Annotated in this window: 19 protein-coding genes and 1 other annotated feature; of the genes, 2 read left to right on the top strand and 17 right to left on the bottom strand. The window is 43.4% G+C overall.

What is annotated here, in order from left to right:
• Window positions 1–8: 8 nt before the first annotated feature.
• From uvrC to zapA, 6 genes are all read right to left on the bottom strand, one after another.
• Window positions 9–1,817: an excinuclease ABC subunit UvrC gene (gene uvrC, locus CFS04_RS01320; protein ID WP_088808800.1), complete on the bottom strand. Its 1,809-nt coding sequence runs from the start codon at window positions 1,815–1,817 to the stop codon at window positions 9–11.
• 77 nt (window positions 1,818–1,894) lie between these two features.
• A complete protein-coding gene (gene trxA, locus CFS04_RS01315) occupies window positions 1,895–2,212 on the bottom strand; it encodes a thioredoxin (protein ID WP_088808799.1) in 318 nt (105 codons plus the stop codon).
• A gap of 76 nt (window positions 2,213–2,288) precedes the next feature.
• Window positions 2,289–4,643, bottom strand: coding sequence for an endonuclease MutS2 (locus CFS04_RS01310; protein ID WP_088808798.1), 2,355 nt, complete (start codon window positions 4,641–4,643; stop codon window positions 2,289–2,291).
• Between the two features lie 14 nt (window positions 4,644–4,657).
• A complete protein-coding gene (gene polX / locus CFS04_RS01305; RefSeq protein ID WP_179946366.1) occupies window positions 4,658–6,370 on the bottom strand; it encodes a DNA polymerase/3'-5' exonuclease PolX in 1,713 nt (570 codons plus the stop codon).
• Window positions 6,371–6,618: 248 nt separating this feature from the next.
• Window positions 6,619–7,161: a CvpA family protein gene (locus tag CFS04_RS01300; RefSeq protein ID WP_088808797.1), complete on the bottom strand. Its 543-nt coding sequence runs from the start codon at window positions 7,159–7,161 to the stop codon at window positions 6,619–6,621.
• Complete coding sequence (gene zapA / locus CFS04_RS01295) at window positions 7,158–7,451, bottom strand: cell division protein ZapA (RefSeq protein WP_179946365.1); 294 nt, start codon at window positions 7,449–7,451, stop codon at window positions 7,158–7,160. Before zapA ends, CFS04_RS01300 begins: the two co-directional genes overlap by 4 nt.
• Before the next feature lie 160 nt (window positions 7,452–7,611).
• On the opposite strand from zapA, the gene rnhC reads away from it, so the two are divergent.
• A complete protein-coding gene (gene rnhC, locus CFS04_RS01290) occupies window positions 7,612–8,529 on the top strand; it encodes a ribonuclease HIII (RefSeq protein WP_088809068.1) in 918 nt (305 codons plus the stop codon).
• A gap of 35 nt (window positions 8,530–8,564) precedes the next feature.
• On the opposite strand, the gene CFS04_RS01285 is transcribed toward rnhC, so the two are convergent.
• The 10 genes from CFS04_RS01285 to CFS04_RS01240 all read right to left on the bottom strand — a co-directional run bounded on the left by CFS04_RS01285 (window position 8,565) and on the right by CFS04_RS01240 (window position 22,395).
• A complete protein-coding gene (locus CFS04_RS01285) occupies window positions 8,565–9,239 on the bottom strand; it encodes a uracil-DNA glycosylase (protein ID WP_088808795.1) in 675 nt (224 codons plus the stop codon).
• A 129-nt stretch (window positions 9,240–9,368) separates the two neighbouring features.
• Complete coding sequence (locus CFS04_RS01280; protein ID WP_088809067.1) at window positions 9,369–12,557, bottom strand: MMPL family transporter; 3,189 nt, start codon at window positions 12,555–12,557, stop codon at window positions 9,369–9,371.
• Window positions 12,557–13,027 carry a MarR family winged helix-turn-helix transcriptional regulator gene (locus tag CFS04_RS01275; RefSeq protein WP_088808794.1) on the bottom strand — a complete coding sequence of 157 codons (471 nt, stop codon included), beginning with the start codon at window positions 13,025–13,027 and terminating at the stop codon, window positions 12,557–12,559. Before CFS04_RS01275 ends, CFS04_RS01280 begins: the two co-directional genes overlap by 1 nt.
• Window positions 13,028–13,122: 95 nt before the next feature.
• Window positions 13,123–16,305 carry an ABC transporter permease gene (locus CFS04_RS01270; RefSeq protein WP_088808793.1) on the bottom strand — a complete coding sequence of 1,061 codons (3,183 nt, stop codon included), beginning with the start codon at window positions 16,303–16,305 and terminating at the stop codon, window positions 13,123–13,125.
• Between the two features lie 12 nt (window positions 16,306–16,317).
• Window positions 16,318–17,019: an ABC transporter ATP-binding protein gene (locus tag CFS04_RS01265; RefSeq protein WP_088808792.1), complete on the bottom strand. Its 702-nt coding sequence runs from the start codon at window positions 17,017–17,019 to the stop codon at window positions 16,318–16,320.
• Window positions 17,020–17,122: 103 nt separating this feature from the next.
• Window positions 17,123–19,531, bottom strand: coding sequence for a phenylalanine--tRNA ligase subunit beta (pheT, locus tag CFS04_RS01260; RefSeq protein ID WP_088808791.1), 2,409 nt, complete (start codon window positions 19,529–19,531; stop codon window positions 17,123–17,125).
• 2 nt (window positions 19,532–19,533) lie between these two features.
• Window positions 19,534–20,583 carry a phenylalanine--tRNA ligase subunit alpha gene (gene pheS, locus CFS04_RS01255; RefSeq protein WP_088808790.1) on the bottom strand — a complete coding sequence of 350 codons (1,050 nt, stop codon included), beginning with the start codon at window positions 20,581–20,583 and terminating at the stop codon, window positions 19,534–19,536.
• A 50-nt stretch (window positions 20,584–20,633) separates the two neighbouring features.
• Window positions 20,634–20,861, bottom strand: a binding site (T-box leader).
• A gap of 43 nt (window positions 20,862–20,904) precedes the next feature.
• Window positions 20,905–21,447: an ECF transporter S component gene (locus CFS04_RS01250; RefSeq protein WP_088808789.1), complete on the bottom strand. Its 543-nt coding sequence runs from the start codon at window positions 21,445–21,447 to the stop codon at window positions 20,905–20,907.
• Window positions 21,434–21,814 (bottom strand): DUF4430 domain-containing protein, encoded by a 381-nt coding sequence (locus CFS04_RS01245; protein WP_088808788.1) that lies wholly within the window; start codon window positions 21,812–21,814, stop codon window positions 21,434–21,436. The genes CFS04_RS01250 and CFS04_RS01245 overlap by 14 nt, the downstream gene beginning before the upstream one ends.
• 248 nt (window positions 21,815–22,062) lie before the next feature.
• Window positions 22,063–22,395, bottom strand: a complete 333-nt coding sequence (locus tag CFS04_RS01240; protein ID WP_088808787.1) for a helix-turn-helix domain-containing protein — start codon at window positions 22,393–22,395, stop codon at window positions 22,063–22,065.
• Between the two features lie 153 nt (window positions 22,396–22,548).
• Between CFS04_RS01240 and CFS04_RS01235 the strand changes: the two genes are divergently transcribed.
• On the top strand, window positions 22,549–22,905 hold the full coding sequence (locus CFS04_RS01235; protein WP_088808786.1) for a DUF6054 family protein: 357 nt from the start codon (window positions 22,549–22,551) through the stop codon (window positions 22,903–22,905).
• A 26-nt stretch (window positions 22,906–22,931) separates the two neighbouring features.
• Here the strand turns inward: CFS04_RS01235 and CFS04_RS01230 are convergent, their stop codons facing one another.
• Window positions 22,932–23,687 (bottom strand): RNA methyltransferase, encoded by a 756-nt coding sequence (locus tag CFS04_RS01230; RefSeq protein ID WP_088808785.1) that lies wholly within the window; start codon window positions 23,685–23,687, stop codon window positions 22,932–22,934.
• Window position 23,688: the final 1 nt, after the last annotated feature.

Here is a 23,688-nt window from a genome sequence, read left to right as displayed (position 1 = left end):
GTTCCCCTCTATTCTTCTTTTTCAGCTAATTTTGCATTCACTTCGCGGACTTTTTGATAGACGGCTTCTGCGACTTGTTTTGGAATACCGCTTTCAGCAAGTTCTTCAACCGATGCCGCTTTAATTTTTTTCATGGAGCCAAAATGGCTTAAAATTTTCTTCTTACGTCCCGGTCCGACACCAGGAATGCCATCTAAAATGGACTGGAAGCCAGATTTACTGCGCAGTTGCCGATGAAAAGTGATGGCAAAGCGGTGGACTTCATCTTGAATGCGTTGCAACAAGTAAAATTCTTGGCTATTTCTTCCAAGCGGAACGATTTCAAGTGGGTCCCCGAACAGAAGCTGACTCGTGCGATGCTTATCATCTTTTGCAAGTCCTGCAACGGGAATATCAAGCCCTAACTCATTGATTAAAACATCTTTTGCGCTATCAATTTGGCCTTTTCCTCCGTCGATTAAAATTAAGTCGGGTAATGGCAAGCCTTCTTTTAATACGCGCCAGTAGCGTCTTCGTACAACTTCACGCATTGTAGCGTAATCATCTGGCCCTTCAACCGTCTTAATTTTATATTTACGATAATCATTTTTACTTGGCTTACCGTCCAAAAAGGTGACCATAGCAGAAACTGGATCAGTTCCATAAATGTTGGAATTATCGAAAGCTTCAATGCGCGAAGGTGTTGGAATGCCCATTTGTTCCCCCAGTTTTTCAACAGCACCGACTGTTCGCTCTTCATTCCGCTCAAGTAACATAAATTTCTCATTGAGCGCAATTTTGGCGTTTTTATAGGCTAGCTTCACTAGGTCTTTTTTATTCCCACGTTTCGGAACGATGATTTTTGTATCTGGTAAAAGAGCTTGCACTGCTTCATGGTCGATGTCATCTGGCAAGTAAATTTCTTTAGGCGGGATATGGTTTGCTTTTTGATAAAACTGGCCAATGAACGTCAAGAAATCTTCTTCTGCTTCTGTATAAAACGGAAATTGTGACACATCGCGTTCGATGAGCTTTCCTTGGCGAATGAAGAAAACTTGGACGCACATCCAGCCTTTATCAATGGCGTAACCAAATACGTCACGGTCAACAAAATCGTTCATCGTCATTTTTTGTTTTTCCATTGTCGTTTCAATCGCCGTAATTTGGTCGCGGAATTCGGCTGCTTTTTCGAACTGCATATCGGTTGCGGCCGCATCCATTTTGACAATCAATTCCTTTTTGACATCTTTGTACCCGCCGTTTAAGAAGCTGACGATTTCGTCCGACATTTTTTTATAGGTGGATTGGTCCACTTCAAAAACGCACGGCGCCAAACACTGGCCTAGATGGTAATATAAACAGACTTTGTTCGGCAAGGTAGTGCATTTGCGAAGTGGATACAGCCTGTCTAATATTTTTTTCACTTCATTTGCGGCGTATACATTCGGATACGGTCCAAAGTACTTCCCTTTGTCTCTTTTGACTTGTCTTGTGATAATCAGACGCGGGTGCCTTTCATTCGTAATTTTAATAAAAGGATAGGTTTTATCATCTTTTAAACGAATATTAAAGCGCGGATCATGCTTTTTAATCAAGTTAATCTCGAGGAGGAGCGCCTCCACGTCCGAGCTCGTTACAATATATTCAAAATCCTCTATTTCTTGGACTAAACGCTGCGTTTTAATGTCGTGGGCGCCAGTAAAGTAAGAACGCACACGATTTTTAAGTATCTTGGCTTTCCCCACATAAATGATGGTGCCTTGCTTATCTTTCATTAAGTAACAACCTGGCTGATCAGGTAGAAGTGCTAATTTATTTTGCAAGTGTGCGGATACCATTTGATCAACTCCTTATCATCATACAAAAGACATCGCAAAAATTTGCGATGTCTTTATTTTACCATAATTTGGTAGCATTATACATATTTATTAATGACTTCGTCGAGCTCTTCTTTTGGACGATAGCCAATGATTGTATCCACTACTTCGCCATCTTTTTTAATAAGCAGAGTTGGGATACTCATAACGCCAAATTTGCTTGGTGTTTCTTGATTTTCATCTACGTCCATTTTGACGATTTTTAAGCTTTCGCCACGTTCATTCGCAATTTCTTCTAAAACTGGCGCAACCATGCGGCAAGGACCACACCACGTTGCCCAGAAATCTGTAAGCACTAAACCTTCTTTTGTTTCTTGTTCAAAATTTGCATCGGTAATTTCAAGTATATTAGCCATGCTTGTTTCAACTCCTAACACAATTTGTATACTTAGTATAGCACCAGCTAGACGCATAGAGCCATCTTTTTGCTCACTACTTCAATTCAGCAATTGTGATGCCATTTCCGCCTTCAGCTGCATCGCCAAAACGAATACTTTTTACCATGCGGTGGTTTTTCAAAAACTCCGTGACGCCCGTTCTAAGCGCGCCAGTTCCTTTTCCGTGAATAATCGCCACACGCGGATAGCCGGCAAGTAGCGCTTCATCAATATATTTATCGACTTCAAAAAGTGCGTCTTCGTAACGCATGCCGCGGAGATCAAGTTCTGCGCGCACTGGTTCCGTATTTCGAACATTTGTAATTACGCGTTGTTTTTTCGGCTTTTCAGGCTGAATGTATTCCAAATCAGTTTCTTTTATTTTCATTTTAATAATCCCAATTTGGACGTTCCATTCTTTTTCGCTCACTTTGTCTAAAAGCACGCCTTTTTGACCTAAAGAGAGCACCCGAACGGCGTCACCTTCCTGATATTTATGTGCCACTTTTTTGACAGGATGAACAACATTTTTTTGAATGGTTTTCGGTTTTGCGCCCGCTAGACGCGATTTTGCATCAATCAACTCATGTTCCTTGACGCCTGATGCCCCGCGAAGTTGCAGTTCGCGCAACTCCCGAATGATTGACTCCGCCTCCACTTCCGCCGCTTCCACAACTTCACTTGCCTTTTCATTTGCGCGTTCGAGTAACTTCTCTTTTTGCGCATAATACGTTTGAATTTCCTTTTGTAAATCCTTCAAAAGTTTTTCGGCATCCCCTGCAAGTTCCGCCGCTTCCTCGTATTCTTTTTCGGCCAAATTGCGTTTTTCTTCCAAGCTCGAAATCATCTCGTTTAAATCGGCACTTTCCGTATCAACAAGCGCCCTAGCTCCTTCAATAACAGCATTGTTAAGCCCTAAACGGCGCGAAATTTCAAACGCATTGCTTCGCCCCGGAATACCAATTAGCAATTTATATGTCGGACTTAGCGTTTCCACATTAAATTCAACCGATGCATTTGTCGCAAAAGCACGATTGTACCCGTAGGCTTTTAATTCTGGATAATGCGTTGTCGCCACGACACTCGCCCCGCGTTTCGCGACCTCATCTAAAATAGCAATTGCAAGCGCCGCCCCTTCTTGCGGGTCCGTTCCCGCGCCAAGCTCATCAAAAAGGACGAGCGAACGATGATTCATTTTCTGCAAAATCGAAACAATGTTTGTCATATGCGAAGAAAATGTACTCAAACTTTGCTCTATCGACTGTTCATCACCAATATCTGCAAAAACATCATCATAAATCGCAACAACTGATTCTTCTTGTGCCGGAATTTGCAGCCCCGCTTGCGTCATAATCGTCAAAAGTCCAAGCGTTTTCAGCGTAATCGTCTTCCCACCTGTGTTCGGCCCTGTAATCACAATCGCAGAATACCCATCACCTAGCAGAATATCATTTGAAACCACATGCTCTTGGTCTAAAAGGGGGTGTCTAGCCGCAAACAATTTGGTAATGCCTTCTTCATTCAAATGTGGCGTAACCGCTTTTAGTGACTTCCCAAACCTTGCTTTAGCCAAAATAAAGTCAAAACGTCCTAAAATGTACGAATTATGATGGATTTCTTGAATGAATTCCGCCAATTTCGCGGACATTTCAGCGAGAATGCGCTCCATTTCTTGATTTTCCTTCGCTTGAAGAGCGCGGCGTTCGTTATTTAAATCAACAACGCTTTGCGGCTCAACGAAGAGCGTTTGGCCAGAAGCCGACTGATCGTGAATGACGCCGCCGTAATGACTGCGATATTCCTGCTTCACGGGAATAACATAACGATCATTTCGAATCGTAATAATCGCGTCGCTTAACATCGTAGCCGCATTTCGATCGCGCAGTAAGCTTTCCAATTTTTCGCGCACACGACCTTCCGTGCGAGTTAGCGAGGAGCGCACAGAACGGAGCGTTTCGCTCGCCGTGTCCAAAATATATCCGGCCTCATCAACCGTTAAATTAATTTCTTCTTCTACATCACGGAGGACTAAAATCTCTCTAGCCAGCTCAAATAACAGCGGCAGTTCAACGCCAATTTCTTCTAAATCGTCCATGAAGTTTTTCATCAGCCGACTGACACGCAAGTTACTTCCCACTTGGTAGACTTCAAGGCCGTTTAAATCCCCACCAATTTCTAAACGCTTCAGGTGCTGAGCTACATCGCTCAAGCCAGTAATCGGCGCACTTCCCTTCAAACGAATGATTTTGGCGCCTTCCTCTGTTTCGCTTTGCATTTTTTGAACCGTAGCAAGCGAGGTTTCGGGCTCTAAGCTGCGAATGGCCTCCACACCAAGCGTAGAAACGGCGAAGGGTTCCAGTAATTTTTTTATTTTATCAAACTCTAAAACATGCTCGACTTTTTTCTCCATATTTTTTCATTCCTTTATTTCTTCTGCAAAAACTGCTTGAAAGCCTCTTTCGACATCGTGTTGATGAAATCCTCTTTTGAAAGCCAGCCTTTTGTAGCCGCACGCACGCCAAGTTCCATAAAATCCAAATGACGCGTATCATGTGCATCTGTATTAATTGCAATTTTTACATGATTTTCTTTCGCAAGCTGTAAATGCTCTGCGTTTAAATCAAGGCGCTCCGGATTCGCATTAAGTTCAAGTGCCGTTTTAGTTCCTTGCGCCATTTTAACCAATTCTTCCATATTGACTAAATACGGATTTCGCCTGCCAATCACGCGTCCAGTCGGGTGCGCAATCAAACGAACATACGGGTTTTCTACAGCTACCGAAAGCCGCTGCATGATTTCTTTTTCCGACCCTGAAAATCCCGAATGAATCGATGCAATGACAAAATCGAGCTCGCTCAAAATCTCGTCAGAAAAATCAAGCGTTGCATCCGTTAAAATATCCATTTCTACGCCGTGATAAATGTCAATTTCCGGATATTGCGATGCCGCCTTTTGGATTTCCTCCATCTGCTTTTTGAGCCGCTCTTCGTTTAAGCCATTTGCAACCCGCAAAAATTTACCATGGTCGGTAATCACCATGTATTCATAACCTTTTTGAATACATGCCTGAACCATTTCCGCAATCGAGTATGCCCCGTCTGACCAAGTCGTATGCATATGCAAATCACCACGAATATCCGCTAGCTGGACAAATGAATTTTCCTTTGCAATTCGACTCACTTCCGTGCCATCACGTCTTACTTCTGGTGGAATAAATGGCAAATCAAAATGCTTGAAAAATGCCGTTTCCGATTCAAATACGAGGTTTTCGCCTGAATTATCCTCAACGCCGTATTCACTAATTTTTTCCGAACGCGCCTTCGCAATTTGGCGCATTTTAATATTATGTTCTTTTGAGCCCGTGAAATGGTGCAGTGTCGTTGCGAAAAATTTTGGTTCCACCAAGCGAAAATCAATCGAGATTTTAATTCCCGCATCAAGCTCTGCCGAAACCTTCGTATCCCCCGCGCCAATCACTTCATCAATCAGCTCGAAGGAAAGCAATTTCTCGCGGACTTTTTCGATTTCTGTTGTGGCAATGACAAAATCCAAATCCTTAATGGTTTCCCGTAACCGCCGCAAACTTCCGGCTTCCTGGTACGTTTCAATTTCAGCGATGCCATTTAAAAATTGCGCCACTTGTTTCGCAACAGGCAGCACTTCTTTAATTGGATAACGCTCGGGGCGGTCGCCTAACGCCTTTACACCTTCCACCATTTTATCGACCGATTTTTGCCCAAAACCAGCTAGCGCCGTAATCTTCCCTTCCTCGGCCGCTACTAAAAGCGATTCTTTATCCGTAACGCCCAGTTCTTGATATAAACGTGCAATCTTTTTACCACCGAGTCCTTGCACATCAAGAAGCGGCACAAGACCAGCTGGCACCTCTTTTTTCAGTGTATCAAGTTCAGGCGATTCCCCGGTCGCTAAAAAATGCGTAATAATACTTCCTGTTGTTTTCCCAATACCAGAAAGCTTCGTAATATCGTCCATTTCGCTTAAACTTCGGTCATCTAATTCAATACTTTGCGCTGCTTTTCGAAACGCTGAAATTTTAAAGGCATTTTCCCCTTTTAACTCCATATATAATGCAATTTCTTCAAGTAAGCGAATAATATCTTTCTTACTTTTCACCATCACCTTCACCTCTTTGTAACTACCTTTTCCTTAAATAAGACCAGCTTTTTAAGCTGGTCTTATTTCACAAACTTTAAACTTAAGTCAAACAAAACGTACCACGCACAATCATACTGATGCTAAATCATGCATTGCCGAGTACCGTACTGGAGCGTATTTGTATACGTGAAGACCGGAACGGCGGCAAGAACTCCGAAGATTGCCATTTATCATCAGTCTGAAACCAGCTTAAAAAGCTGGTATTGAGGTTATTCAGGTAAAACGCCAGTCATCCAGTCGTAAAAGCGTTCGGAAAGAATAGGTGTGTTTTCGAGTATCCATTCCGAAATACTTGAGCCTTGAATCAGATTCTCTGCCCATTCAGCTGGGAAAATCGCTGTTAAGTATAGGACGACAAAGATAAATAAATAAATCGCAATGACGCCTAAAATACCACCAATCAAACCATTGACTTGGCTAATAACAGGAATTTTTGTACGATTTCCAATTAGTGAGCTTATCATATGAACGATGATAATTGCTGCTAAAAAGATAAGAATAAATGCAATGGCATTATAGTAAGCTTCCTCTGTATGCAACACTTCAAGCAGTTTGTAGACTGAATCTGTTGCATCAGCACCCGGATACGGGATAAAGCTTAAGTGCGGTGCTAAATCTGAAAAATAATGATAAGCCACGAAGAAAGATAAAAAATAACCTAATGTCACGACAAGCTGTCTAATAAAGCCATTTCGGTAGCCGGTAAAAAAACCGCCTATAAGTAAAATAATAATGATAATATCTACAATCATACGTCTCTTCCTTTATATCTCGCTAATTCATTTTTTAGCGCATTATATTTTTCTTCTAACAACACATAATCGTGTGTTGCATTAACTGCTGTCAAGACAGCAAGACGTCCACTGTCTAATGCACGATTTTGAGCACTAATTTCATGCATTTTAGTGTCTACTAAATGCGCAACATGCTGTAAATGCTCGGTCGGTTCAGAGCCTACAATCGTATAATCACGCCCATAAATGGATGTTGTAATTCTATTTCTTTCATTTTCTGCCACTCTGTTCCCCTCCTTACCTCGCATTTTTGAATCGCTCTCGTAAATTCATATTATCACGAAAAGCTTTTTATGAAAAGATATAGCATTTAAATTCTAAATAATCAGCCTCTGGACTTAAAACTGTTTTGGCGTCCTTAAAATTGTGATACAATACGATTGACCAATCGTGAGAGGAAGAGGACTTATCGCAAATACCGTAATACAAGTAGCAACCAATCAATTGGGGGAGATGAAGCAGGCATATGCGAATTTTCTGAACCCGAAGCTCCCACCAGGCGCTATTTTTTCTGCCAAAAAAGGTAGTGTTTCGATAACGGCCTATAAATCTGGGAAAGTGATGTTTCAAGGGAACGGCGGTGAAGTCGAAGCAGCCAAATGGGGGCAAATGCTTCCGAAGCAAGCGCCTAAAGTAGCAACAAATAGCTTGCCAGAAGGCTTTGCCAGAAAAGATGTTTTAGGTTCTGATGAAGTTGGCACGGGTGACTTTTTCGGTCCGATTACCGTTTGTGCCGCTTATGTCGCGAAAGAACAAATGCCGCTACTCACTTCGCTTGGCGTCAAAGATTCCAAAGCGATGAAAGATCCTGAAATTTGCCGCATTGCTGAAAAAATTATGCCGATTATTCCGCACAGCGTTTTGCTTTGTCCAAATCCCAAATACAATGAACTTGTCGATGAGGGAATGAATCAAGGACAAATGAAAGCAATGCTCCATAACCGCGCACTCGGCAATGTTTTACGACGTATGTGGCCTGCCCAACCAGAAGCGATTTTAATCGATCAATTCGCGGAAAAGAACACCTATTATCGCTATTTAGCTAAAGAAAGTGATGTTGTTCGCGAACATGTTTATTTTGCCACCAAGGCAGAAGGACTTCATTTATCGGTTGCGGCCGCTTCCATCATCGCGCGCTATAAGTTTGTTGAAGCCTTTTCAGAAATGGAGCAAGAACTTCACATGCCGCTCACAAAAGGCGCTGGAGCAAAAGTCGACCAAGTTGCCGCTCAAATTATCAAAACCTACGGAGAAGCTACTTTGGAAAAATATACGAAAAAACATTTTGCCAACACGGAAAAAGCAAAGCGTTTGGCACGATTATAAGCGAATCCCCGAACAGTTTTTTGTTCGGGGATTTTTTATAAGTTCGGAATTTGCCAGTTTATTGGCGTTACACCATTTTGGGTGAGGTACATGTTCGTCTTGGAAAACGGTTTAGACCCAAAGAATCCGTAGTTTGCGGAATACGGGCTTGGGTGGGAACTGGTTAACGTGAGGTGATTGGGATTCGTGAGCACGGCTTGTTTTTGTTTGGCATTTTTGCCCCACAATATAAACACGACGGGCTCTTCTTTTTCGTTTAAAAGCGCAATAATTTTATCTGTCAGCCCTTCCCAACCACGATTATGATGCGAATTCGCGCGCCCTGCCTGAACAGTTAACACGGTATTTAGTAGCAATACGCCTTGGTCTGTCCACGGTTTTAAATAGCCATTATTCGGAAGCGCGCAACCTAAATCCTGTTGCAACTCTAAATAAATATTTTGCAAAGACGGCGGAGCCGGAATTCCTTTTTGCACGGAAAACGAAAGTCCATGCGCTTGATTTGCTCCGTGATACGGGTCTTGTCCTAAAATAACGACTTTGGTATCAGCATACGATGTATATTTCAGCGCATTAAAAATCGAATACATATCCGGATAGATTTGCCGCGAACCATACTCATATTTTAAAAATTCACGAAGTTTCAAGTAATAGTCTTTTTCAAATTCTGCTGCTAAAAGTTCGTCCCAATCATTTCCAAGTTGAATCATGTTTTGTGCCTCCATCTGTCTGTTTCATAATTTTATTATAGCGAAAATATGGAACTGATGCCAAATTAAAAAGCAAAAATCAAGCGAAAATGCCATTTTAACACGGCTTCGCTTGATTTTTGCTGTTGCTTAACGTTCTTCGTGTCGTTCACCTTTTGTTGGAACGAACGGCCACCAATTGCTTCTGCCAAATAGTTTAACCATGACTGGAACAAATAGTGGTAAGACGACAAAGGCGTATAGGATAAGGCCGATTAAGACGACTGTCGCAATTTCAAGAAGCGAAAGCACGCCAGCTGGCATCATCGCCGCAAAAGTTCCGCCTAGAATGAGAACCGCAGAGAAAATAACGCCGCCCATATTTTTCATCGTCAAAATCATTCGATCCTTAATTGCCATGCCTGTATATTCGTTGAAACGGCTCATGAGGAAGATGGAATAATCGATTCCGAGTGCAACGAGTACAACAAACCCGAAGAACGGCGTCGCCCACGTTAGCCCGCTGTAATCCAAAATCCTTGTGAAAATAATTTCCGCAAAGCCAAGCGCCGCATAATATGTTAGCACAATCGAGCCAACAAGGTAGAGTGGCATCACAAGCGAACGAAGTAAGATGACTAATGTCACAAAGACACTGACGAGAACTAAGATGACGACTAAGTGATAATCCGATGTGGACATATCACGCGTATCGTAGTTTGTACTTGTCATACCACCGATACCAACATTCGCGTTTTCCAGTTTTGTGCCTTTTAAGCTTGCATCTAATTGCGCGTTAATGTCATCGATGGAATTCATCGCCGCATTGGAATACGGGTTTTTCGTTAACACGACATTAATCGTCGCAAGCTTCCCGTCGCTTGAAATATATTGGCTGAGCGCCTTATTATACGTTTCATCCTGAAGAAGCGCATCTGGCACAAACACACCAGACTCGGAGTACGGCGCCTTCGCCCACTCTCCGACTAAACCGCTCGCACTCGTGAGCCCGTCTTGAACTTGTCCCAGCCCGTCAACGCTTGCTTGTAGTCCTGTCGAAAGTTGACCAATTTGGCCACTCATTTGGGAAAAACCGTCTTTCAAGCTTCCTTGGCCCTGTTCAATTTGGGTGAGCGCTGATTCGATTTGCGGCATCTGACTCACAACTTGTTTTTGCCCTGCTGCCGCTTGATTCAAACCAGATTCGAGGCTGGACAAGCCCGTTTCAATCGCCGCTAAACCAGTGTTAAACTGGCTAAGCCCGCTTGAAATTTGCTCCGACTGCGCATTCAGTTGCTGCATCGCATCTGATAGTGCAGCAATACCCGCATTCAATTGTTCCATTTGCGTTTTAATTTGCGCCATCTGCTTGCCAATTTCCGATTTAAACTGTGTTCCAGCCGTTTCTAGTCCCTCTACATCTTGAACTAGTTGATTAAACTCCGGGTTTTGAGCAGCCTGCGGATGCGCCGCTGCAAACGTTTGAAGTGAAGCCCCTACTTTTTTAATTTGATTGGTAAGCGCAGAAGTATCAATCGCAGATCCGTCCGCATTTTGCATGCTAGAAAGCTGATTGGAGATTTTCTGCAAATTCGCCTGAACTTCCTTGTAGCCGTCTAAAAGCTGCGTTTGCCCATTTTGCAGTTTGGTGAGCTCTGCACGAGCCGTTTTAACGCCCTCTTCTAGTTCACCAGCTCCACTTGCGCCGCTTTCAATCCCTGTTTGAATTTGTTTTAGAGCCGCTTCAAGCTGTGAAACGCCCGACTTTGTTTCGCTTGTCCCCGACTGAAGCGCATCAACGCCTGAAATGGCTGAATTTAATGCCGGCCCCGATTTACTTATTTCGGAGTTCGCCTCATCAAGTCCGTTTTTAATTTCACCAACGCCACTGTTCGCTTTACCGACACCTTGATTTAGTGCGTCAGCCTGATTTTTTACATATAAATCATCAAGCCGTTTTCCAGCTGGCCGTGAGGCGCTCATCACCATGTCGACTCCTTTTAAATTTGCAAGGTCTGCCGAGATGTTTTCAATCAGTGCGATATATTCGCTCGTTTTCATGTTGTCGTCATTTTCAAGATAAACTTGTGTTGGCGCTACTTGACCTGCCCCGAAGCTATCTGATACGATTTCAAAACCTTTTTTCGATGGATATTTATCACTAATTTCATCGAGTGAGTTAAAGCTTTCTTCACCCGTATGCAAAATAATTGGCGGTATCGTAATGAGCCCAACGATGAGGAGCGCAACAAACGGACGTAGGAAAGCGAGTGTTCCAGCAGCGCCCCACAATTTATTTTCTTTATGCGCAATATTTTTACTGAGCGGCCAGAAAAGATGCCGACCGAGTGTTGCCATGAAAAATGGTACTAGCGTGTAAATCGAAAGCATGAGCACCACGATGCCTACACCGACTGCAACTGCAGAGCGGTATAAGTCGAATTGTACAAAATAAAGCGAAAGAAATGCGACAAGGACTGCGATTGCACTATAAATGACTGTTCGCCCAGCTGTACGATAAGTTTCTATCACAGCTTCGCGCACAGAAAGCCCACTGCCAACCTCCTCTTTAAACCGACTCATCAGTAAAATACAATAGTCGGTCCCGATGCCAAACATGATACAAACCATGAAAATTTGTGTGTAGGTGGAAACCGGGAAGTTTAAATATTGCACAAGAAACGCGACAATACTTTGCGCCGCTAAATAACTAATCCCAACCGTGACAAGTGGGATAAACGGTGCGATGACCGAACGGAACACAAGAAATAGCACAACGAGAATGAACGCTACCGTAATGCCTTCTGTTTTATGTAAACCGTCCTCTGAGCCTTGCACAACGTCCTCTTGAATGAGCGCGTTACCCGTTAAATACGTGTCAACACCTTGAACATTCATTTTTTTGTCTAAATCAGCACGAATTTCTTTTACCGGTGTGTCGCCTGCGTCGACCGTCAAACTCGCGACAAGCGTCTTGCCATCCTTCGATAAAAACTGATCCTTCAATTCAGGCGTGTCAAAGCTATCGAGTACTTCCGTGACGTGTAGTTGTTCTTTATCCTTTTTAATCGAATCCAGTGATTTTTCAATATTGTCAAAGTCTTTGTTCGTAAGTTTTGTGTCAGACGTATAAACCGCGATGTAAGCTTCACCTTTACTATCTGGATTATGTTTTTTCTGGAGGTCTGTTGCCATAGTTGATGGATAGCCGTCCGGCAACTTTAATTCCCCTTTTTCGCGAACAAGATCAGGCATGCTTGGTGCGACTAACATCAGGACTGCCGCTGCTGCAATCCATGCTACCAAGATTCCCCACCTTAGTTTCATGACCCAATTCATCATACTTTATTTCCTCCTCTTGCGTGCGTCTCCACAACCGAATCCATGACTTTATCATATAAATTCATAAACAAATCCGCATCTTCATCGCCAAGTTGTTGCAACCATTTATGAACAAGATTTTTCATTTCCATTTCGCACAGTTTAAAAATACTATTCCCACTTTCTGAAATATGAAGCATAATTGCACGTCTATCGGTAGGATTTTCAGTACGCACAAGTAAGCCTTTTTCTTCCAAATTGTGAATTTTAGCAGAAATCGCACTTTTGTTTACGTTCAATGAATTCGAGAGCTCTGTTGCACTCATGCTCCCATTTTGCGTTAGCTCGCGTAACAAAAAAAACTGTTCGACCGAAATCTTTTTTTGCTCAAATTGAACATTTTCAATGGCTTGATTCACTTCTTTAAAAGCAAAAATATATGTGCGCATGTAGCTGTTTACAAAACGATTAATTTGCTTCTCATTCATAATGATTCACCCCCTGAACTAAATTTAATATACGCTACTCACTTGAAAAAGTAAAACAAAAAGAATAGCCACGTCTTTTTAGACGTAGCTACTCTTTATTCCACTGATTTCAGCGCTTCAATCATATCAATCCGTTTAAGTTTAACATGCATGACGAGCATCACAATCGTGGAAAAAACAAGGGTCAAGATGGCTGAGTATAAATAGCTTGGCCATCTAATCATTGGACTAAACATCATGTTATCAATTTCCGCCGTTGTAATCACATACTGGTGCAGGAAAAATCCTAACACAAAGCCGCCTAAAATTCCCATCATACTTAAAATAATATTCTCACGGTACACGTACAGCGTCACTTCTTTTGGATAGAAGCCTAGCACTTTAATCGTTGATAATTCACGGATTCGTTCGGAAACATTTATATTCGTCAAATTGTAAAGCACAATAAAGGCTAAAATAGCCGCCGAAACAATTAATACAATCATCACGACATTTAAGCTATCCAGTGTATCTGTCAACAGCGAACTAATCGTGTTTGAATAGGTGACTTGAAGAGCAGCCCCGTCATCAATGAGTTTTTCTGCAAAACGATTCTCGGTTTTTTGCGAGGTATCTTTGAGATTTAGTAAATCAGTGTTATATTTTGGTGCCTCATGAAAGATTTTCGTGTAGTAGGATTTCGTCATATAAGCATAGTGCCCGGCGTAGTTTTCGGCAATTCCCGTCACTTTTAGCTGGTGCTCTTCGTTATTCGCATCCCGCACGGTTAGCGCATCACCTGCTTGTAAATCAAATAAATCGGCGAGTTTCTCGGTGATGACGACGCCATTATTTGAAAGTGGCACAGCGGCGTGAGTTTTCCGATCGCGTAATACAATAAAGTCGTTTAAGTCAGCTGTCGACTCAAATGCGGTCACGTTAACGCTTTGATTTTTCCCTGTTTGAATCGCGTCCATTGCATTTAGCGAAGCCGATTTGCGTGCGGTAATATTAATATCTTGCATCAATTTCTCATATTCTGTATTTTGCGTTTTCGTTGCAGTAGTATCGCGCGAAACAAGTGCATCATATTTCATAATATTACCATATTGGAGCGTTGCAATATCGCTAATCGAATCGCGCAAACCAAAACCAGTTAGAATCAGCGCTGTACACCCCGCAACCCCAATAACCGTCATTAGCATACGCTGTTTATAGCGGAAAATATTGCGTGCGGTTACTTTTTCAGAAAAACGCATTCGCTTCCATATCGGTGTGACTCGCTCAAGTAAAATGCGCTTCCCTTTTTTAGGTGCTTTCGGTCGCATTAGTGTTGCCGCACTTGCTTTTAGTTCTGCGTAGCAAGCGACAAACGCCGTTACAGTCGTACAGACGAGCGCCACAATAAGCCCAATAATGCTGTAGCTTGGATAAAAGGCGATTTCAATTGGTGGCATTTTATACATCGTCCCGTATGCATTGAAAATGACATTTGGGAACAGTTGAAAACCAACGAGGAGTCCAAGAACAGTTCCCACCAAACTAGCAAGCGATCCGTAAACTAAAAACTTCTTCATAATATCCGTGTTGTTGTAGCCGAGCGCTTTGTAAGTACCGATAAACGTTCGCTGTTCTTCCACCATGCGCGTCATGGTCGTCAAACAAACAAGTGCTGCAATTAAGAAGAAGAAAGCTGGAAAGGCCGTCGAAAGTGACGTGAGGCGCTCCGTATTTTCGTTATACTCATTGTATCCCGGGTAACTCGAACGGTCTAGCACGTAATATTTCGGTTTTTCCATATCCGCCAGTTTTTCCTTCGCAATTTGCAAGTCTTGTTCCGCATCAGCCAGTTCAGCTTCCGCTTTTTTCTTTTCCGTATTAAACGTCGCCAAGTTTGCCTCATATGCAGCTTGACCAGCATTCAATTTGGCAAGCGCCGCATTTAGTTCACGTTCACCCTTTGAACGGCCAGAACGAAGTTTTTCCTCGCCCGCGTTTAATTCAGCGACACCTGCTGCATATTCCTTTTCACCAGCCACCAGTTTTGCTTTCGCCGCATCTAGTTCAGCCTGCTTCGTCGCAAGCGTTTTTTCTGCCGCATCTAATTTTGCACGCTCCGCCGCCAGTTTTTGATTTGCCGCTTCAAGCTGTGCCTTCGCCGCCCCTTCCATTTGAACAAGCGCCGCACGTTTCGCATCAAGTTCGGCTTGTGCCGCGTCTAAATCGGCTCTTCCGGCTGCCAATTGCTCTTTCGCCTGTTTGATTTCCTGCTCACCCGTTGCAATTTTTGCCTTCGCGTCCGTCATGTTTTGCTGTGCGACACGCAATTTTTCACGCCCTGTCGCGAGTTCGGCCTCGCTCGTTTGCATCTGCGCATCAAATTCTGCCTTCGAAGTCTTATATTTCGCAAAGCCACTATCCAGTTCCTGCTTCGCCGCATCTAATTTGGCTTGGTTTTCCGCCAGTTCAGCACGGCCATCTTGCCATTTCTGTTCGCCGTCAGCAATTTTAGCTTTTGCGTCATTTTGAATTTTGGTGAACCGTTTATCCGCTTGCTTGTCGAGGACTTTTTCAATTTGCTTTTCATTTGCGTCCGCCGCCTCATTGTAAGCATCTGAAAAAGCCGCTTCGCCTGCCGTATTCGTAAATGTCAAATTGGCTTGCGTATAGACCGACATATCGAAATCTTGCTTTGGCACAACAGCAATCGCATCTGTTTTTCCTTTTCCAATGGAACTCGTCCCGCGACCGTTCGTTTCAATGAACATCGGACTGTTCACAAAACCGACCACAGTGTATGTATCACGCTTCAGCGTATCGCTCGGCTTGGCGCCATTATTTTTAACAAAAGTGACCTTGTCTCCGATTTTAAAATCTTTTTTCATCGCCTCCGTGGCGTCAAGTGCGACTTCTCCTGACTTTTCGGGGAGGTGACCAGATTCAACTTGATATTGGTTTACTTTTTGCGTTTCCGTGTAAGAATATAAGCGCATGACCGCTTTATTTTGCTTTAAGAGCAAGTCAGCCGTATATTGCATTTCAACGCGTTTCACGCCCGGCGTTTTTTTTAGTGCCGCTTCGTCCGTTTCGTCTAATCCATAAGTCGATTGCACGACGTTATCAGTCAAACCGTAATCCGTATAATATTGATTCGCCGTTAATAACATATTGGGACCCGTCGCTTTTAAACCTGCGAAAAAAGCAACGCCGAGCATAATTAAAGCTAAAATCGAGAAGAAGCGACTTTTCGTCTGCCAAACTTCGCGCCAAATATCTTTCCATAAAGCTTTTTTATTCACAAAAATCCTCCTCTACCACTCTATGCTGTCAATCGATACTGGATTTTTGTTTTCTCGAATATCCCGCACCTTCGCATTATTAATTTCAATAACGCGGTCAGCAATTGGCGTTATCGCAGAGTTATGCGTAATGACAATGACCGTCGTTTTCGTTTCACGACACGTATCTTGTAAAAGTTTTAACACCGATTTTCCTGTTTCATAATCGAGCGCCCCCGTCGGCTCATCGCATAAAAGTAGTTTTGGCGCCTTCGCAAGCGCACGCGCAATCGCCACACGCTGCTGCTCACCACCAGAAAGCTGTGCTGGAAAATTGTCCAAACGATGCGCCAAGCCAACATCATTTAAAACCTTTTCTGCGTCTAAAGCATCGGGTACAATTTGCGCCGCAAGCTCCACATTTTCCTTTGCCGTTAAGTTTGGCACCAAATTGTAAAACTGGAAAACAAAACCGACGTCCGTTCTTCGGTAACCCGTCAATTTCTTCGCCGAGTATGCGCCAATGTCCGTCCCGTCCACAATGATGGCCCCCTCGTCTGCCGAATCCATACCGCCTAGTATATTTAAAACCGTCGATTTCCCCGCGCCTGATGGCCCAACAATAATGACAAATTCACCTTTTTGAATTTGAAAATTAATGCCATCGTTCGCGACAACCGTCGTTTCCCCCATTTCATAACGCTTATACACATCTTTTAGCTCCACAAATGCCATATTCTATCCTCATTTCTTTTGAAGTTCCTTGTTCTATTATAGCCGAACAATGTGAAATTTCATACAAAAAAGTTGCAGGAAAACTTCCTGCAACTTTTCATGTTTAACGAATAACCGCGCCTAGTTTTTCTGTCAGAGCCGCCATCACTTTTTGATTGACTGCCGTAACTTCCTCCTCGACAAGTGTTCGTTCTGGATCCAAATAAGTTAGCGTATACGCCATTGATTTTTTGCCTTCGCCAATACTTTCGCCTTCGAAAATATCGAATAATTGCACGGCGTGAAGCAATTTACCACCATTTTCCTGAATCACATCTAAAATGGCACTTTGTGTCGTGTCTTTTGAAACAAGTAGCGCCACATCGCGCGTCATTTCAGGGTAGCGCGGAATCGTTTGGTAAACAACCGTCTTCTTCTCCGCGGCAACAATTGCTTGTAGGTTTAACTCAAATACGTATGTTTCTTTTAGATCATATTCTTTTTGAAGCGCCGGATGAACTTGGCCGATAAAGCCGATGGACGCATCGCCTAAAAATACTTGCGCTGTGCGCCCTGGGTGCATATCTTCTTTGACCAACTTCTCAAAACGAAATGGCGCTTGTAGACCTAAACGCTCGTGCAACATTTCCAGTATGCCTTTTAGCACAAAGAAATCGACTGTTTTTGTTTCTTTTTGCCAGTCAGGAAGCACACGGTTCCCCGTCATAAGGCAAGCGAGGTGCTCTTCCTCGACCGGTAGCGCGTCGCCTTCCGTGCCATAAAACACACTTCCCACTTCATAAAATGCCACATCTGTATTTTTGCGGGCTACATTATAGCTAGCCGCGTGCAGAAGCCCTGGAATAATGCTCGTTCTAAGCTTACTCCGCTCCTCACTCATCGGCATCGCAAGACTCACAACCCTTTCTTTAGATAAAGCGAGCCTTGTAGCCTCTTTCTCTGAAGTTAAAGAATAGGTGAGCGCTTGATTTAAGCCGGCCCCCTGGAGTGCGTCATGCAGTTCGCGCTTCAGCGTTTGAGCTGGCGTTAAGCCACCTGCCGTCGCCGTTTCTGGTAGCGTCACAGGAATTTTATCATAGCCATAAATTCGTGCGATTTCTTCCAAAATATCCGCCTCAATGGTAATATCCCAGCGGCGTGACGGCACGCGCACTTCAATTTGATCAGCTAAAATCGTCGCTTCAAATCCTAGACGATCAAAAATAACTTCGACTTCCTCGCTTGAAATGGCCGTACCTAGCAAGCGATTCACACGTGTCAGTGTGGTTGTCACAACATTTTTGTACGCATCCCGGTTGTCTTCCTCGACAGAACCAGCAAGCATCTTCCCACCGCTCAGAAGCGCAATTAATGCGGCGCCGTGCGCAAGAGCCTGTTCCACCTTGAACGCGTCGCTCCCCTTGTCGTAACGAATACTCGCTTCCGTACGAATGCCTAGTTCGCGTGACGCTTGACCAATATACTCACTTGCAAAAATCGCACCTTCTAGTAAAACGGTTTTTGTCACACTGGACACTTCTGAACTCTCACCGCCCATAATGCCGGCAATTGCAATTGGCTCTTTTCCATTCGTAATGACCGTATGCCCATCATTTAGAGTTCTTTTTTGCCCATCAAGCGTCGTGATTTCCTCGCCCGGAGTCGCTAGACGCACGACAATTTCACTACTCCCGATTTTCTCATAATCAAAAGCATGTAACGGTTGCCCGTAAAGCAAATTAATATAGTTTGTAACATCGACAACGTTGCTATGTGGGCGAATCCCGGCTTTCATAAGCATTACTTGAAGCCAAAGTGGCGAATCTTTAATTTCGATATCTTCCACCATTCGCACTGCATAATAAGGCGTCGTTTGCGCATCTTGAATCGCAACTGAAATGCGTCCTTCAATCGAACCCGTTTCAGACACATCAGGTTGTTCCGGAAGCGCCGGTTTCTCGTGCACAATCGCACCGATTTCATGCGCTACCCCTGTCATGCTTAAAGCGTCGGCCCGATTTGGCGTAATCGCCATATCAAGAATCGCGTCATTTAGGCCGAGAAGTTCCACCGCGTTAGCCCCAACAACCACATCATCAGGCAAAACAAAAATGCCGTCTTGATAAGCTTTAGGGACAACACTATTCTCAAAGCCCAATTCTTGCAGCGAACAAATCATACCTTCCGAAACTTCACCGCGAAGCTTCGCGCGTTTAATTTTCAGCCCGCCTGGTAAGCGCGCCCCAACACGTGCCACAACAACTTTCTGACCAGCTGCCACATTCGGCGCCCCGCAAATGATTTGCACCGTTTCGCCGCCGTCCACTAAAACAGTCGTTTTATTTAGCTTATCCGCACTCGGATGCTTCTCACACGTTTTAACTTCCCCAACAACAATATTTTTTAGATCCGCATCTAAATAGTCAACGCCTTCAATTTCAATGCCGGTACGTGTAATCGCCTCCGCCAAATCAGCCGCATTTAAAGTTAAATTCGGGAAAAATTCCTTCACCCAATTATAAGAAACTAGCATTTTTATTCCCCCATTTCCTTCGCAACAAATTGATTCGTAAACCGTAAATCGTTCGTATAAAGATGGCGAATATCGTCCACCGCGTATTTCAACATCGCCACACGTTCAGGACCAAGCCCAAATGCAAAACCGCTGTAGCGTGTCGAATCAATGCCAGACATTTCCAAGACGCGCGGGTGTACCATACCAGCGCCTAAAATTTCAATCCAACCCGTGCCCTTACAAACACGACAACCCTCACCACCGCACGCAAAACAGGAAATATCCATCTCAACAGACGGTTCTGTGAACGGGAAGAAGCTTGGGCGCAAACGAATTTCGCGTTCCTCACCAAACATTCGTTTAGCCAAAATCGTCAGCGTTCCTTTTAAGTCCGCAAACGTAATTTTTTCCCCTACAACAAGCCCTTCGATTTGAGTAAACTGGTGCGAATGCGTGGCGTCGTCGTTATCGCGACGGTAAACTTTTCCTGGGCAAATAATTTTGATGGGCCCATTTTTAAAATCATGTTTTTCCATCGTCCGCGCTTGAACGGGCGACGTTTGTGTCCGCAAAAGCGTATTCTCCGTAATGTAAAAACTATCTTGCATATCACGCGCCGGGTGCCCTTTCGGAAGATTCAGCGCTTCGAAATTGTAATAATCGAGTTCAACTTCTGGCCCTTCGGCAATTTTATAGCCCATGCCAATAAACATATCTTCCAGCTCGCGAATAACTTGCGAAAGCAAATGCGCTTTGCCAAGCGACACTTTTGTACCTGGAAGCGTCACATCAATCGTTTCATTTTCAAGTTGCACAGCTTGCGCCGCCTCTTCTAGAAGTGTTTGTTTCACTTGAATTTTCTCGCTAATTGCTGTGCGCACTTCATTGGCTTTCGCCCCAACAAGCGGGCGCTCTTCATTTGACAGCTTTCCCATTTGTTTCATGATTTCAGTCATCGGTCCTTTTTTACCGAGATATTTGACGCGCAGCTCATTTAATTCTTTCAAATCAGCCGCCGCACCTACAGCCAAAACGGCTTCTTTTTCCAAAGCTTGCAGTTGTTCCAGCATTTAAAAACACTCCTTTTCGTTTTTAGACAAAAATAAAAAACCTCTATCCACAAAGGGACGAGATTTTGCTCGCGGTACCACCCTAATAGAAATGCCAAAACATTTCCACCTTCATTTGAATAACGGCTTAAACACCGATCTGCCTTTCAAATTTAATCCCGGCAGCGACTCGTGGAGCTGAAATTTTCACTATGCTTACATGCGAAATGGCTTTCAGTCTTTGACCATTTCTCCCTGTCCAGTAAAACAAAGCTACTTGTCTCCGTCATTGTCTTTGTCTTATTTAATTACTTTCTATTATAGAGGGAACTTAGCATGAATTCAAGTATATTTTATAAGCCACTTATCAAGTAGCGGCAAAAGGACTGGCGCAAGAACCGCGTAAAACGCCGCATTCCCAAGCGCATGAAGGAAATCAAACGACAAGCCCGCAACATAATAAACGAGAAAATAATGAAAACCATAAAGCGGTGCAATGAATAACGCCTGAATAAAACCGTACAAAAAACCTGTAAACGAAGCGTATAAAATCATCAACCAAAACGGCATTTTGTCAAACCGCGGACGAATAACAAAAGCCGTCAAAGCCGCGATGCAAAGATAACCAGCAATTTGCCCAATCGTCCATATGCCCATACCTAAAATCAAGTTAGAGCTAAGCATAACAAGCGTCGCAAAAATCGCACCGTAGCGAAAGCCAGTTAAAAGCGTCACCAAAATGACAAGCGTCGTCACCGGTTGAACATTAGGAATAAAAGCAAATAAAAGCCGCCCCGAAACCGTAAGCGCCACTAAAATCGCCATTAGCGTAATCACTTTAACATTTGTAAGCCGCAATTTCTCAAACTCATTATTTAGCTTCATGCAAATCAAAACTCACTTCGTCACCATTTTTAAGTTTCAGTTCCTTGGCACCTTTAGCCGCCATCTCCCCGTTCACCTCGTACATCCAGTAAAGCCCTTTCGACTCGTCTTGTGAAATGCCCTCGATACTCGTAATAAAACCATCTGTATCTTTTAGTTTAAAGTTCTTGTTCATAGCCTCATACACGGTACTGCCAGATGCCACCTTCACCTTTTTTGCGCCCACTTCGCCCTGTCCATTATTTCGAGTCACATGTAGCGAAACCGAAATTGTATCCGCACTTTTCGTTGTTGTTTCGCCGTCCGAACAGGCGACGAGTATCAGAACCAAAATTGCCGACAACGCAAAGAAAATCCCTCTTCTCATTTTCTTTCTCCTTTTTTAACCAAAATAAAAGACATAACCATCGTTACGTCTTAGGCTTGTAGAAAACACAAAACAAAACGCACCACACAAAATCAGAGCGATGACAAATGGCGAGATTCTAGGCAAAACCGAGTACCGCACCGGAGCGTACTTGAGTACGTGAGGAGCGGGACGGAGGTTTTAACGACGAAGATGGCCGTTTGTCATCACTCTGAGACATAACCATCGTTACGTCTTTCATTATCGCATTAGCTTTCCACTTTCTCAAGTGCAATCCACTTATCTGCCCAGCACTGGACTTGTTCCATGACTTCTTTAAGATCTCGACCTTTATCTGTTAAATCATATTCAATCCGAACAGGGGTTTCAGGATAAACGTGACGCGTCACGATTTCCATTTCTTCCAGTTCTTTTAAGCGTTCTGCAAGAACACGATCGCTCATTTGTGGAATCTCACCTGCTACTTGTTTAAAGCGCTTCGGACCAGTAAGCAAGACATTGATGATTAGTCCTGTCCAGCGTTTACCAAGAAGTTGGAACGCAGACTCAAATTTCGGACAAACTTTATGTGCTTCATTCATAACTCTCACCTCTCACATATTGTAACACAAAACCGTTCAGAAAGTAACTAATTAATATCAATTTACTTATTTTTAGTAAGTTTTACTTCAACATTGAAAAAAATGATTTTTGGGCATACAATAAAAGTAATCAAGGTGAAAGGATGAACGCATATGCCAAGTCATCGCTATGTTGTTAAAAGCTCTGTCGAAGAAACTATGGATATGATTAAACTTTCGCAATCCACAAGCACTCCCATTTTTGATGAAATCCGCACATTTGGTGACGGAAAAAAACTTGCCACTCTAGCTTATGAAAGATACTTTTTTCGGGCAAGTAATCGTGCTGCCCTTTTTATTACGATTCATAATTTCCATGGCGATTCAGAAGTGACAGCCATTTCAACTGGAAGTTCGGACAATTTAATCTTCAATTTCGATTGGGGCGCAGCAAACAACTACATCAAGAGCGTCAAAAAAGCACTCTCCCCAGTTCTCATTAGCGAAACAAAAATAGACGTGCCCAACTAAATTTAATTGGGCACGTCTATTTGGCATTATTTCCGGAAATGATACATTAAAATCCCCGCCGCAATGGCCACGTTTAAGGACTCACTTTGTCCGAAAATCGGAATGTATACTTTCTCATGAATACGTTCCGCGACATCATTTGAAATACCGCTACCCTCATTTCCAACAATAAGAGCTAGTGTTTCTTGACGTGGAATGGTGTCGTAAACTTTTGCCTGTTCATCGAGGAAAGCGCCAAAAACTGGGACCCCTTCCTCTTCCAAGCGACCAATCCATTCGAGTAAAGGCGCTTGAATAACCGGAATATGAAAATGGCTCCCTTGCGCACTACGAATCACTTTTGGATTATATAAATCCGCACTTCCTCTTCCAAGCACAACCGCATCATACCCCGCAGCATCCGCCGTCCGAATAAGCGTCCCCACATTTCCTGGATCCTGCACACGGTCCACTAATAAAAGCTTTTTCCCGTATAAAAGGAGAATGTCCGCCTCCGTCATGTTAATGACAGCAAAGATTCCTTGCTCCGTTTTAGTTTCACTAAGAAAATGACTCACCTCTTTTGACACATAAAACGTTTCAATGTCCTCTGGCAATTCAAGTGGCGAATAAACTTCCTCCGATAGGATCAACTCCCGTACAAGCCCATCTTGCCGTAGCGCTTCCTCTACCAAATGAAATCCTTCCACCATGTACGTACCCGACTTTTGTCGCCCCTTAGTCGTAAACAATTTCTTCCAATTTTTAACGCGTTCGTTTTTCGTCGACCGTATTGTATCCATA

Source organism: Listeria sp. ILCC796, from assembly GCF_900186175.1.
GTDB lineage: Bacteria > Bacillota > Bacilli > Lactobacillales > Listeriaceae > Listeria > Listeria goaensis.
The sequence above is the reverse complement of the archived record's forward strand: the minus strand, read 5'-3'. Positions and strand labels throughout refer to the sequence as shown.